Consider the following 13,015-nt stretch of genomic DNA (forward strand, 5'->3'; position numbering starts at 1 on the left):
CGAGGCCGGAAAGCCGTCGGCGGGCCGCCCTCACCGGCCTTGCACAACCCTTCGGGCATGAAAAAAGGCCGTCGCAACGGCCTTGATTCAAAGGAGAAGAATGTAACCAAATTGGTTATTTTGCAACTGCACGTTTTTCCAATATCTCGAAAGCCGGCAGCGTTTTGCCCTCCAGCACTTCCAGAAAGGCCCCCCCTCCGGTGGAGATATAGCCGACCTGTTTCTCGATGCCGTATTTGGCGATGGCCGCCAGAGTATCTCCACCGCCAGCGATGCTGAATGCCGGCGATTCGGCAATGGCGGCGGCAATCTCGCGCGTGCCATTTTCAAAGGCCGGGAACTCGAACACGCCGACCGGCCCGTTCCAGACGATGGTGCCGGCCGATTTGAGCTTGCCCGCCAGCTGTGCGGCCGTCTGGGGACCGATGTCCAGGATCATGTCGTCGGCACCCACGTCGGCGGCGGCCTTGGTGGTGGCGGGGGCATCGGCCGCAAAGGCCGTGGCCGTCACCACGTCGGTGGGAATCGGCACCTCAGCGCCGCGGGCCTTCATGGCGTCCATCACGGCGCGCGCCTCTTCCACCAGGTCGGGCTCGGCCAGGCTCTTGCCGATCGGCAGGCCCGCAGCCAGCATGAAGGTGTTGGCAATACCGCCGCCCACGATGAGCTGGTCGACCTTGTCGGCCAGGCTTTTGAGGATGGTGAGCTTGCTCGACACCTTGGAGCCCGCCACGATGGCCACCAGCGGGCGCTGGGGCTGGGCCAGGGCCTTGGTCAGCGCGTCGATCTCGGCCGAGAGCAGCGGGCCGGCGCAGGCGATGGGGGCGAACTGGGCGATGCCGTAGGTCGTGCCCTCGGCGCGGTGGGCGGTGCCGAAGGCATCGTTGACGAAGATGTCGCACAGGGCGGCCATCTTGCGCGCCAGTTCTTCCTTGTTCTTCTTCTCGCCCACGTTGAGGCGGCAGTTCTCCAGCAGCACGATCTGGCCCGGGGCTACGCTCACGCCATCGACCCAGTTGGAGACCAGGGGCACGTTGCGGCCCAGCAGCTCGCCCAGGCGCGCGGCCACGGGGGCCAGGGTGTCCTCGGGCTTGAACTCGCCTTCGGTGGGGCGGCCCAGGTGGCTGGTGACCATCACGGCGGCGCCGGCATCCAGGGCCATCTGGATGCAGGGAATGGAGGCGCGGATGCGCGTGTCTTCGGTGATGGCGCCACTGTCGTCCTGCGGCACGTTGAGGTCGGCACGGACGAAGACGCGCCGGCCTTGGGCCTTGCCCTGGGCGCACAGATCGGAGAAGCGGAGGATGTTCATGGAGGCAGGGTTCCTGGATGGGGCACTGAAGCCCGCCATTTTAAAGGGGGCCGCCACCGCCCCCTCAGATGCCAGCCTACCAGCCCCAGCCGATGTGCAGCGGCAGGTAGACCACCATGCCCACGACGATGGTGCCCAGGATGCCGCGCTTCCAGAAGTAGTAGGCGCTCGCCAGCAGCACGGCCGGCAGGCGCGCATCCTTGAAGGTGTCGAGCAGTTCGCCCTGGGTCATGAGGATCTCGGGCGCGATCACGGCCGTGAGCGCGGCCAGCGGCGCGTACTTGAGGCCACGCTTGAGCCAGTCGGGCAGGGGTAGTTCGCGCTCGGGGATCATGAAAAAGGCGCGCGACACCACGGTGATCACGGCCAGCCCGAGGATGGCGATGGTGATTTCGATCCAGTTGCTGCTCATGGGTGGCGCTCCTCGCGCAGGGGCACCACGTCGCCATCCTTGATGTGCTGCCGCTCCTCGGGTGGCATCACGCTGTCGGCAGGCACCAGCAGCATCTCGGGGTGGTGGTTCTTGCGGCGCCGGTCCACCGCCTCCATCAGCAGGCCCACGGCGACGGCGGCCGCGATCGCCACCAGGATGTTGAGCTTGAGGGGCAGTGCAAAGGCCGCCACGGCCGCCGTGGCCGCCACGCCCGTAGCCAGCCAAGTGGCGCGGTCGAACAGCAGCGACAGCAGCACGCCCAGCAGCGCCAGCACGCCCGCAAAGCCCAGGCCCCAGGACAGGGGCACGGCATTGGCCAGCAGGATGCCGGCAATGGAAGGCACTTGCCAGGCCATCCAGTTGGTGGCGGCCGCCCCCCAGAAATAAGGCATCTGCTCGGGCTGGGGCTTGGGCTCCGGGAAGCGCTTCATGAAGGCCACGTAGATCACGTCGCCGCTGAAGTAGCCGATGGCCAGGCGCTCACGCAGTGGGCGGTGGGCAAAGTAGCTGCGCCACATGCTGCTGAAGATGACGAAGCGCAGGTTCACGCACGAGGCCGTGAGCCAGATCACCCACAGCGGCGCGCCCACGGTGAGCAGGGGAATCACGGCCAGCTGGGCGCTGCCCGCATAGACCACCAGCGACATCAGCAGCGCGAGCGACACGGACATGCCGCTCTTGACCATGGCCACGCCTGTGACGAGGCCCCAGGCCGCGATGCCCAGGGAGGTGCCGGCCATGTCCACGGCGGCCAGGCGGAAATGCGGATTGCGGACCGTGCCAGAGACCTTCTGCGCCAGCGTGCTCATGGCACACCGCCAGCGCCGGCCGCGACGCTGCCACCCAGCACGGCGCCAGGCTGCAGGTCGTCGAAGCCGCGCAGGAAGTCCGCGGCCGCCAGCCGCTTGCCACCGGCACGCTGCAGGGTGGTCAGGCGCAACCGCCCCGAGCCGCAGGCCACGGTGACGCCCGAGCCATCGGCGGCCAGCACCTGCCCGGGTACGGACCCGGCAGGGCCATCCTCCGCCTCGGCGGCGCCGTCCCACAGCTTGATGGTTTCGTCGCCCAGGCGGGTGCTGGCGCCCGGGAAAGGATCGAAGGCACGGATGCGCTGGCCGATGATCCGGGCGGGCAACGACCAGTCGATGGCGCTTTCGGCCTTTTCGATCTTGTGTGCGTAGGTCACACCCTCGGCCGGCTGCACCACGGGCGCGAGGCCGCCGCAGGCTGCCAGCTCGAGGGCCTCCACGGCCATGCGGCCGCCCAGCAGCGCCAGCCGGTCGTGCAGGGTGGCCGTGGTGTCGGTGGCCGTGATGGCCGTGCGTTCGGTGAGCAGCATGTCGCCCGTGTCCAAGCCGGCATCCATCTGCATGATGGTGACGCCGGTCTCGGCGTCTCCCGCCTCGATGGCGCGGTGGATGGGCGCGGCGCCGCGCCAGCGCGGCAGCAGGCTGGCATGGATGTTCAGGCAGCCCAGGCGCGGCAGGTCCAGCACCCACTGCGGCAGGATCAGGCCATAGGCGGCCACCACCATGGCGTCGGCCCGGGCGGCCAGCAGGGCTTCGCGCGCAGTGGCCGCGTCCTCGGGGTACTTGCCATCCAGGCGCAGGCTTCTGGGCTGCGCCACGGGAATACCGTGGTCCAGGGCACACTGCTTGACCGTGGAAGCCTGCAGCTTCATGCCCCGGCCGGCAGGGCGATCAGGCTGGGTGAGGACCAGGGGGACGGTGAAGCCGGCCTTCAGCAGGCGCTCGAGGGCCACGCGGGCGAACTCGGGCGTGCCGGCAAAAATGACGTTCATGGGGCTTTCTGCAACACGGACGATCAGTCGCGTCCTTTGTCGGTATTGGGAATATCGTCGGTGAAGCCGATGCGGCGCACCACCCCCGAGGGATCAAGGTGCACGTGCGCGAAGCGCGGGTCGGAGCCCTGCTTGAAGCGGTAGGTCCAGATGTCCCCGTTCCAGCGCGCCACCCGCTCCACGCGCAGTGGCGGGCCGAAAGTGCGCAGCAGGTCGGCCACAGCCCACTGGTCCAGCGGAATGCTCTCCAGCCGGGTCTGGGTGAGGACCTGTTCGGTGCGCACCAGGCGGCCGGCCGCATCGAAATCGAGGTTGTAGACCTCGGTGCCGGCAGGCAACTGGGAGTACAGCAGCCGCTCACCCTGGGCCAGCGGGTGGACGGAGGTGGGCTGCCCCAGACGCGCCAGCACCTGGGCACGCGGGGTGCCCAGCGGCTCGCGCGAGGGCACGGCACAGCCCGCGAGCCCTGCCACCAGTGCCAGCACAGCGGCACCGCGCAGCACGCGGGGCGCCACCACGGCCATCAGCGGCTCTCCCGCTGCTGCTTGACCATCTTGGTCTTGATGCGGTTGCGCTTCAGGGGTGAAAGGTATTCCACGAACACCTTGCCCAGCAGGTGGTCCATCTCGTGCTGGATACAGACCGCCAGCAGGCCCTCGGCCTCGATGGTGCGCGACTGACCGTCGGCATCGAGCGCCTTCACATGCACCGCGTCGTGGCGCTCGACCCCATCGTAGATGCCGGGCACCGAGAGGCAGCCCTCGTCGTTGACGTGCTTCTCGGGACTGGCCCAGACGATTTCGGGGTTGATCAGCACCAGGGGTTCGTTGCGCCCCTCGGACACGTCGATCACGATCAGCCGCTCATGCACGTCGACCTGGGTGGCCGCCAGGCCGATGCCGTTGGCGTCGTACATGGTGGCCAGCATGTCGGACACCAGGGCCTTGAGGCGCTCATCCACGGCCTCGACCGGCCGGGCGACCTTGTGGAGCCGGGGGTCCGGGTAACAGAGAATGGGGAGAATTGCCATGGAATCGGGTAATAGATGTCGCTATTTTCGCCACTTTTGCCCCAAGCTGCAGATACTCAACTCAATAATCGTTGCCGAATCAAGGGCTTGAGCAGAGAATCTAAGAAGGTTTGTAACGTATTCGTCCGGCTGCTTGCATGTGCAACACAGTTCGGACGCCAGTGAGGGGGCGTTTCACAATGCATCAGAAAAGGAAACACATGACGGCATTCACCAGCGCGCGGCGAACCGCCCTGGGCGCCCTGACCGTGGCCGCAGGCGCTTTGCTCGTCGCACCGGCCCAGGCGCAAAATCACCCCATTTCCGGCCAGCAGCGCGCCACAGCGCAGGAAGTGTCGCAGCGCGGCGTTCCAGTGGCCGATCTGTCGCCCAACGCGCCCGACGTGTACGTGGTCAAGCGTGGAGACACCCTGTGGGGCATCTCCGGGCTGTACCTCAAAAGCGCCTGGCGCTGGCCCGAGCTGTGGGGCATGAACCTGCAGGCCCTGCCCAACCCGCACCTGATCTTCCCTGGCCAGACGCTGTACCTGGACAAGGACGGTGGCTATGCGCGCCTGCGCACCACCGCCCCGGGCAGCCTCGGCTCTTCCGACACGGTCCGTGTTTCTCCCAGCACGCGCAGCGACAGCCTGGCGAGCACGGCACTGCCGACGCTCAAGCCGCACCTGATCGAGCCGTTCCTGGTGGAGCCCATCGTGGTGGATGCCAGCGTACTGCAACGCGCCCCGCGCGTGATCGCCACCCAGGAAGAGCGCGTGCTGATGGCCAGCGGAGACCGCGCCTACGTGCGCGGCGATGCCGCCACGCCGCTGACGATAGAGCCGGGCGAGCCCCGCCAGTTCCGCGTGTTCCGCGATGCGGTGGCGCTCAAGGATCCCATGACAGGCGAGATCCTGGGATACGAAGCCCAGTACCTGGGCAAGGCAGAACTGGTGCGCGGCGAGAGCTTCGAGAAATCCTCCAACGGCAAGGGCGGCATCCAGACCGATTACGTTCCCGCCACGGTGGACCTGACAGCGGCCAAGGAAGAGATTCGTGCTGGTGACCGGCTGCTGCCCGCCCCCGCACGCGAGTTCATCAGCTATGTACCCCGTGCGCCCCGGAACGACGCAGAGGCGCGTGTGGTCTCCATCTATGGCAGCTCGGCCTCCGGCGCGTCGGCAGGCTCGGCCGGCCAGAACCAGGTGGTGGCCATCAACCTGGGCACCCGTGATGGCATCGAGGCCGGCCATGTGATGCGCCTGCTGACCAAGGGCGACGTGATCAAGGACAAGACCGACCCGAAACTCCCGATGGTCAAGCTGCCCAGCGAGAGCAATGGGCTGGCCATGGTGTTCCGCACCTTCGACCGGGTCTCGTACGCACTGATCCTGGAGATCCGCACCGGCGTGCGCGTGGGCGACCGGCTGGTCAGCCCGCAGGAGTGATTCGCCGGCGCATCCACCGCCCTGCAGCCGGCATGGTGCCCGGCATGCGGGGGGATGCGCCAGGCCCTTGAAGCCACCCAGGCCACGCCATGTCCATGGACCACGACGAGTTGCAGGCCTGGCTCAGGCTGACGCTGTCGCGTGGCGTGGGCAATGCTGCCGCACGCCTTCTGCTGGCCCGGTTCGGCCTGCCGCAGGCCATCTTCGATCAATCGGAAGCGGCCTTGCTGGAGTGCGTGACCCCGGCCCAGGCCAAGGCCTTGCGCGCCATCCCGCCGACCTTGGCGGACCTGGTGGAAACCACCTGGGAATGGCTGCAGGATGCCCCCGAGCCGGGCACTGCAGCCCGCACGCTGCTGACATTGGGCGACGCCGGCTATCCGCGCGCCCTTTTGAACACCGATGATCCCCCGCTGCTGCTGTACCTGATGGGTCCCGCAGCAAGCCTGGCGTGCGCCCATCCGCTGGGCGAACGGCCTTGCCTGGCCGTGGTGGGCAGCCGCAACCCGACGGCCCAGGGCGCGGAGCATGCCCGGCAGTTCGCAAAATCCTTGCATGGTGCCGGCCTCACCATCGTCTCGGGCCTGGCGTTGGGCGTGGACGCCGCTGCCCACGAGGGCGCACTGGAAAGTGCCGGCCTGGACGAAGACCATCCGGCGACGATTGCGGTGGTTGGAACCGGCCTGGACCGGGTCTACCCGGCCGCCAACCGGGCGCTGGCGCACCGCATCGCCCGGCAGGGGTTGCTGGTGAGCGAGTATCCGCTGGGCACGCCACCGCTGGCGCCCAACTTCCCCAAACGCAACCGCATCATCTCGGGGCTCTCGCAGGGCACGCTGGTGGTCGAGGCTGCCCTCGCGTCGGGCTCGCTGATCACCGCGCGGCTGGCGGCCGAACAGGGCCGCGAGGTGTTCGCCATCCCGGGCTCCATCCACTCGCCCCAGTCCCGGGGATGCCATGCCCTCATCCGCCAGGGTGCGAAGCTGGTGGAGTCGGCGCAGGACGTGCTGGAGGAACTGCGCCTGCCCGCTGCGGTCGCAGCCCCGGCGAGCGCTGTGGGTGCGCCAGGCCTTGGGCGCGGACACCCTCGGCAGGACAGCCCCTTGCTGCAGGCCCTGGGATTCGACCCCATGGGACTGGACGCCCTGCTGGCGCGCACCGGCATGGATGCGGCCAGCCTGCAGGTGCAGTTGCTGGAACTGGAACTCTCCGGCAATGTGGCGCGCCTGCCCGGAGGATTGTTCCAGCGCATGGGCGCGGCATAGCGTGTACCGCAGGCGCCGGCCAAGGCAGCGCCGCAATTCGCCGGTCAGCCCAGCAGGCGCTCCGGATTGGCGTCCAGCTTGGCCAGCGCGTCGCGCGTGGCGCGCGTGGTGATGCCTTCTTCGTCCTGCGCGACGAGCAGGCCCGCCTGCAGGTAGGCCGCCAGGCGGCGCAGCTGGATCAGGTAGCTGCTGCCGTCCACCGCGGCGAACAGGTGCAATTGCTTGCGCTGGCTGTGCCAGGCGTACTGCACCTGGGCCGATGCGCCGTTGTGGTCCAGCGTGTACCAGGTGCCCGGCTTGAGTTCCTGTGCCCAGACGACCATGCCCTCGTCCACCGGCGCGCCGTTGTCGGCCACGACGTGGATGGACGAGGCATCGATGCCCAGCATCATCTCGATGTTGTCGGCATTGAGCGGCATGTCGCCCAACGTCGCATCGTTGATGAAGTCCTCGAGGTTGGCCAGGCGCTTGGCCATGGCATCGATGTGGGCCTGCGGGATCGATGCGGTTTTGGACAGGAAGGCATCGGCCAGCGTGTCCGTGAGCGTCTTGATCAGGGCGTCCTGCGGCGCATCGTGGATGCCCATCAGCGCCAGGCCCTGGCGCAGGCGCTGCAGCAGCCCCGGCAGGTTCTGGATCACCTGCGCGCGGTCGCTGCGGTTGGGCTTGGCACTGGCCGCCCACACCAGGTCGGCCGCCGTGCGCTTCAAGGTGATGGTGTCGGCATGCTGGGCGCCATCGCGCACGGCCGACAGGGCCAGCACCTCGGCCCAGGTCTTGAACAGGAACTCACGGATCTCGTCGCGCACCGGCATGTCCTTGAGCATGGTGCGCATCTCGATCGTGTACTGGATCGCCAGGGTTTCCTTCTGCTCGACCTGCTGGGCCACACTGACCAGGCGCGAGGTGGACTGCTTTTCGGTGAGGAACTTGGACAGGAATTTCTCGAACTCGTCGTAGACCAGCTGGAACACGCGGCGGCCGGTCTCGGGGTACTGCTCGATCACCTGCACCACGCGGCGGATTTCGGCTTCGAGCGCGCTGCCGTTGATGCTGGTGGAGTCGAAGCCCATCACGCAGGCGCCCATGCGGTCGATCAGCTGGCGCGCGGGGTGGTCCAGGTTGCTGAAGAACTCGGGCTCGGCCAGGGCCACGCGCAGCACCGGCACCTGCAGGCGCGCAAACCACACGCGCACGGCAGGCGGGATGCGGTCTTCGGCCAGGATGCTCTGGAACATCAGGGCCACGACCTCGATGATCGCCTTTTCACCGGCCGTGGAGGCCTTGTTCTTGAACTCGGTGGAGCGCTCGCGCACGGCACCGGCCAGCTGGACCACGGCCGCCGGGCTGTAGTCCTCCATGAGCGTGGCAATGCCGCTGTAATAGGTATCGGCCTGCACGCGCTGCGCCGACAGGGCATGCGCCAGGGCCGCCGAGGCCGGCGGTGCCTTGACCATGTCGAAGCCCGTGGCGGGCTGGGTGAGCAGGCGGCGCAGCTGGCCCATGACGCCCTGGGCGCGCTGGCGTGCGCGGATCAGCGGTGTCATGCCGGTGGCAAAGCCCATGCCCATGCCCATGCCACCCGGCGGCATGGGATAGCCCGGCCCCTGGGGCATGCGCTGCCCGTGCATGTGCGGACCCGGCTGCATCTGCTGCGGGTACATGCCCGCCGGGCCGCCCGCCTGGCGGCCGGCTGCCATCATCGCTTCGCGCGACTGGGCCAGCGCCTGCGACGCCAGGCCGCCGGGACCGGTGTCACCACCCACTCCACCGCCGCCGGTGGCCCCGCCCCCCGTGCGCTTTACCCGCGAGCGCAGGTCGGAGGGTACGGCCACACCCTGTTCCACATAGAAGGTATTGGTGGCCTGGTACTGCTTTTGCAGCACGTTCGCCAGCTCGCGCTGCAGCGGGTCCACCACGGTCAGCAGGTCGGTGCGCGGCAGCCCCGCTTCCACCCACTGCTGCACCAGCAACAGGCAGATGGTTTCGGGGCGCAGGATGTCGCTGCTGTCGATCTCCTGCCCTTCGAGCGACTGGGTGCGCTGGCGCACCGCATCGAAGTGCTGGCCCGCCTGCTCGGCCACGGTCAGCGCCATGCGCGAAGCGACGATCTTGTTTTCCACCACGTCGTCGCTGAGCAGCTCGAACGACAGGTTGTTGCCGCCCGCCGCAGCCAGGCCCGGCCGCGCGCTGGTGTGCGGCGCCAGCGCTTCCTGCCATGCCTGGCTGGTCGCCGACACCCACTTGGCGTGGTGCTGCTGGTACAGCATCCAGGTGTCGCGGCGGGACTGCATCTCGCGCGCCGTGCCGGTCTGCGCGATCAGCACACCCAGGAAGTCAGCGACGGTCTTGTCCAGTTCCGCCATCCCTGCGCAGATCCCCTCGACGAACCGCTGGCGCGCCAGGCGTGCCAGGCGGCGCTGCGGCGAGGGGGCAGGGGAATTTTGCATGCGCCAATATTAGCGGTTCAAACGGTAGCCCCGGCGTTGGGGTCGTTGGGATCGCCGTCCTTTTTGGTGGTGGTCTTGATCAGGTCTTCACGCTTGACGCCCAGCCACATGGCGATTGCCGCAGCCACGAACACCGACGAGTAGATACCGAACAGGATACCAATGGTCAGCGCGAGTGCAAAGTAATGAAGGCTCGGCCCGCCGAAGAAGAACATCGACAGCACCATCGCCTCGGTGGAGGCGTGGGTGATGATGGTCCGGCTCATGGTGCTGGTGATGGCGTGGTCGATCACCTCGTGCGTCGTCATCTTGCGGTACTTGCGGAAGGCCTCGCGGATCCGGTCGAAGATCACCACCGATTCGTTGACCGAGTAGCCCAGCACGGCCAGCACGGCCGCCAGCACCGAGAGCGAGAACTCCCACTGGAAGAACGCGAAGAAGCCCAGGATGATCACCACGTCGTGCAGGTTGGCGATGATGGCCGCGACCCCGAACTTCCACTCGAAGCGAAAGGCCAGGTAGATCACGATGCCCAGCACCACCATGCCCAGGGCCATCAGGCCGCCGTGCACCAGCTCCTCGCCCACCTGCGGTCCGACGAACTCGGTGCGGCGAAGCGTCACGTCTGCGTCGGCAGCCTTGAGGGCCGTCAGCACGCGTTCGCTCTGTTGCGCGGAAGTCACGTCCTTCTGCACGGGCAGGCGGATCATCACGTCGCGCGCCGAGCCGAAGGTCTGCACCTGCACATCCGGGTAGCCCAGCGCCGACACCGTCTCGCGCACCTTGGACAGCTCGGCAGGCTGGCTGTAGGCCACTTCCATGACCGTGCCGCCCGTGAACTCCACCGACAGGTGCAAGCCGCGCGTGAGCAGGAAGAACACGGCCAGCGCGAAGGTGATGAAAGAGATCGCGTTGAAGATCAACGCGTGCTTCATGAAGGGGATGTCTTTTTTGATGCGGAAGAATTCCATGGCCGTTGCCCCTTAGTTCGTTTTGGCCACAGCGGTATCGGCGTCCGGCTTCCAGATCTGGCCGATCGATACGCTCTTGAGCTTCTTTTTGCGCCCGTACCACAGGTTCACCAGGCCGCGCGAGAAGAACACGGCCGAGAACATGCTGGTCAGGATGCCGATGCAGTGCACCACCGCAAAGCCGCGCACCGGGCCGGAGCCGAAGGCGAGCAGCGCCAGGCCCGCGATCAGCGTGGTCACGTTGGAGTCCAGGATGGTCGCCCAGGCGCGCTCGTAGCCCGCATGGATCGCCGCCTGCGGCGACAGTCCGGCGCGCAGTTCCTCGCGGATGCGCTCGTTGATCAGCACGTTGGAGTCGATCGCCACGCCGATGGCCAGTGCCATGGCGGCGATGCCGGGCAGCGTGAGCGTGGCCTGCAGCATGGACAGGATCGCCATCAGCAGCAGCACGTTGACGGCCAGCGCCACGCTGGAGAACACGCCGAACAGCATGTAGTAGAAGCACATGAAGGCCGCGATGGCCACCAGGCCCCAGACCACGCTGTGGATGCCGCGTTCGATGTTGTCGGCACCCAGGCTCGGGCCGATGGTGTATTCCTCGATGATCTCCATCGGTGCGGCCAGCGAGCCGGCGCGCAGCAGCAGCGCCGTGTCATTGGCCTCGGCCGTGGTCATGCGGCCCGAGATCTGCACCCGGCCGCCACCGATTTCGCTGCGGATCACGGGGGCCGTGACCACTTCGCCCTTGCCCTTTTCGAAGAGCACGATGGCCATGCGCTTGTTGATGTTCTCGCGCGTGACGTCGCGGAAGATGCGCGAGCCCTTGGCGTCCAGCGTGAGGTTCACGGTGGGCTCCTGGGTCTGGCCGTCGAAGCCCGGCTGGGCATCGGTCAGGTTCTCGCCGGTCAGGATGACCTGCTTCTTGACCACGATGGACTGGCCGCCGCGATCAGGATAGCGCTCCGAACCGAACGGCACCGGGCCGCGGCCCGATTCTGCCGCGCGGGCTTCGGTGCCCTCGTCGACCATGCGCACTTCCAGCGTGGCGGTGCGGCCCAGGATGTCCTTGGCCTTGGCCGTGTCCTGCACGCCCGGCAACTGCACGACGATGCGGTCAAGCCCCTGCTGCTGGATCACGGGCTCGGCCACGCCCAGCTCGTTGATCCGGTTGTGCAGGGTCACCATGTTCTGCTTGAGCGCCTGCTCCTGCACGCGGCGCGTGGCCTCGGGCTTGATGGTGGCGCGCAGCTTGAACTCGCTGCCATCGGGCACGCTGGTGGCCACCAGGTCGGGGAACTGGTCGCTGACCAGGTTGCGCGCCGCCGTGAGCGTGGCCTCGTCGCGCAGGCGCACCTCCACGGCCTGGCCATCGCGGCTGATGCCGCCATGGCGGATGTTCTTGTCGCGCAGCAGGGTGCGCAGGTCGCCGGCATAGGACTCGGCCTTCTTGGTCAGCGCGGCCTGCATGTCCACCTGCAGCATGAAGTGCACGCCACCGCGCAGGTCCAGCCCCAGGTACATGGGCATGGCATGGATCGAGGTCAGCCACTTGGGCGACAGCGAGAACATGTTGAGCGCCACCACGTAGGAGGCATCGGACTCATTGGGAACCAGAACCTTCTGGATCGCATCCTTGGCCTTGCCCTGGGTGTCCACCGAGTCGAGCTGCGCGCGCACCGAGTTGCCCTCCAGGCTCACGGACACGGGCGTGATGCTGGCCGCCTTGAGCGCCTCTTCCACCCGCTGCAGCACAGCGGTGTCCACTTTCACGGAAGACTTGACGGCAGAGACCTGCACCGCAGGCGCCTCGCCGAAGAAATTGGGCAGGGTGTACAGGGTCCCCACCAGCAGCACGATCACCAGGATCGCGTACTTCCACACCGGATATCGGTTCATGATCGCGCTCTTGCCTCTTGGAAAGCTTCAGGGGGCGCCGCCCTTTCGGGCCGGGGCGCCCCGGACACAGGGGGCTTTGCGGCCTTACTTGACCGAGCCCTTGGGCAGGACCTGCACCACGGCGCTGCGTTGCAGCTGGATTTCCACGCCATTGGCGATTTCCAGGTGCAGGAAGCCTTCGGACAGGCGCGTGACCTTGCCCACGATGCCACCCGCCGTGGCCACTTCATCGCCCTTGGCGATGGCATCGATCATGGCGCGGTGCTCCTTCTGGCGCTTCATCTGGGGGCGGATCATGACGAAGTACAGCACCACGAACATGAGCACCAGGGGCAGCATGCCGGTGAGCGAGGACATCATGTCGCCACCGCCCGCGGCAGCGGCGGGAGCGGTCTGGGCAAAAGCAGAAGAAATAAACACGGACGGAACT

Annotated in this window: 12 protein-coding genes; 2 read left to right on the forward strand and 10 right to left on the reverse strand. The window is 67.4% G+C overall.

All coding sequences use genetic code 11. The annotated features are described in order from the left end of the window. Window positions 1-115 precede the first annotated feature (115 nt). The 6 genes from AC07X5_RS00430 to def all read right to left on the reverse strand — a co-directional run bounded on the left by AC07X5_RS00430 (window position 116) and on the right by def (window position 4,576). Window positions 116-1,312, reverse strand: coding sequence for a phosphoglycerate kinase (locus AC07X5_RS00430; protein WP_494768622.1), 1,197 nt, complete (start codon window positions 1,310-1,312; stop codon window positions 116-118). A gap of 76 nt (window positions 1,313-1,388) precedes the next feature. Beyond that, window positions 1,389-1,724: an AzlD domain-containing protein gene (locus AC07X5_RS00435; protein WP_409963687.1), complete on the reverse strand. Its 336-nt coding sequence runs from the start codon at window positions 1,722-1,724 to the stop codon at window positions 1,389-1,391. After that, window positions 1,721-2,485: an AzlC family ABC transporter permease gene (locus AC07X5_RS00440; protein ID WP_494769439.1), complete on the reverse strand. Its 765-nt coding sequence runs from the start codon at window positions 2,483-2,485 to the stop codon at window positions 1,721-1,723. The genes AC07X5_RS00435 and AC07X5_RS00440 overlap by 4 nt, the downstream gene beginning before the upstream one ends. Window positions 2,486-2,550: 65 nt before the next feature. Next, complete coding sequence (fmt, locus tag AC07X5_RS00445; protein WP_494768623.1) at window positions 2,551-3,546, reverse strand: methionyl-tRNA formyltransferase; 996 nt, start codon at window positions 3,544-3,546, stop codon at window positions 2,551-2,553. Between the two features lie 23 nt (window positions 3,547-3,569). Continuing rightward, window positions 3,570-4,070, reverse strand: a complete 501-nt coding sequence (locus tag AC07X5_RS00450) for a hypothetical protein (protein ID WP_494768624.1) — start codon at window positions 4,068-4,070, stop codon at window positions 3,570-3,572. Beyond that, window positions 4,070-4,576: a peptide deformylase gene (gene def / locus AC07X5_RS00455; protein ID WP_494768625.1), complete on the reverse strand. Its 507-nt coding sequence runs from the start codon at window positions 4,574-4,576 to the stop codon at window positions 4,070-4,072. The genes AC07X5_RS00450 and def overlap by 1 nt, the downstream gene beginning before the upstream one ends. Window positions 4,577-4,776: 200 nt before the next feature. Here def and AC07X5_RS00460 point away from each other — a divergent pair, with 200 nt between their 5' ends. After that, entirely contained in the window at window positions 4,777-6,003 is a 1,227-nt protein-coding gene (locus tag AC07X5_RS00460) for a LysM peptidoglycan-binding domain-containing protein (protein WP_494768626.1), read from the forward strand. Between the two features lie 95 nt (window positions 6,004-6,098). Then, on the forward strand, window positions 6,099-7,268 hold the full coding sequence (gene dprA, locus AC07X5_RS00465) for a DNA-processing protein DprA (RefSeq protein WP_494769440.1): 1,170 nt from the start codon (window positions 6,099-6,101) through the stop codon (window positions 7,266-7,268). Between the two features lie 44 nt (window positions 7,269-7,312). Here the strand turns inward: dprA and AC07X5_RS00470 are convergent, their stop codons facing one another. From AC07X5_RS00470 to yajC, 4 genes are all read right to left on the reverse strand, one after another. Then, complete coding sequence (locus AC07X5_RS00470; RefSeq protein WP_494768627.1) at window positions 7,313-9,718, reverse strand: DUF1631 family protein; 2,406 nt, start codon at window positions 9,716-9,718, stop codon at window positions 7,313-7,315. Between the two features lie 17 nt (window positions 9,719-9,735). Beyond that, the gene (gene secF, locus AC07X5_RS00475; RefSeq protein WP_494768628.1) at window positions 9,736-10,689 is read right to left on the reverse strand and encodes a protein translocase subunit SecF; all 954 of its coding nucleotides are present in this window, start codon (window positions 10,687-10,689) and stop codon (window positions 9,736-9,738) included. A 12-nt stretch (window positions 10,690-10,701) separates the two neighbouring features. After that, window positions 10,702-12,585: a protein translocase subunit SecD gene (secD, locus tag AC07X5_RS00480; RefSeq protein ID WP_409963701.1), complete on the reverse strand. Its 1,884-nt coding sequence runs from the start codon at window positions 12,583-12,585 to the stop codon at window positions 10,702-10,704. Window positions 12,586-12,669: 84 nt separating this feature from the next. After that, entirely contained in the window at window positions 12,670-13,005 is a 336-nt protein-coding gene (yajC, locus tag AC07X5_RS00485) for a preprotein translocase subunit YajC (protein ID WP_494768629.1), read from the reverse strand. Window positions 13,006-13,015 lie beyond the last annotated feature (10 nt).

The organism is Acidovorax sp. GW458-11-26-14-TSB4 (assembly GCF_059423865.1).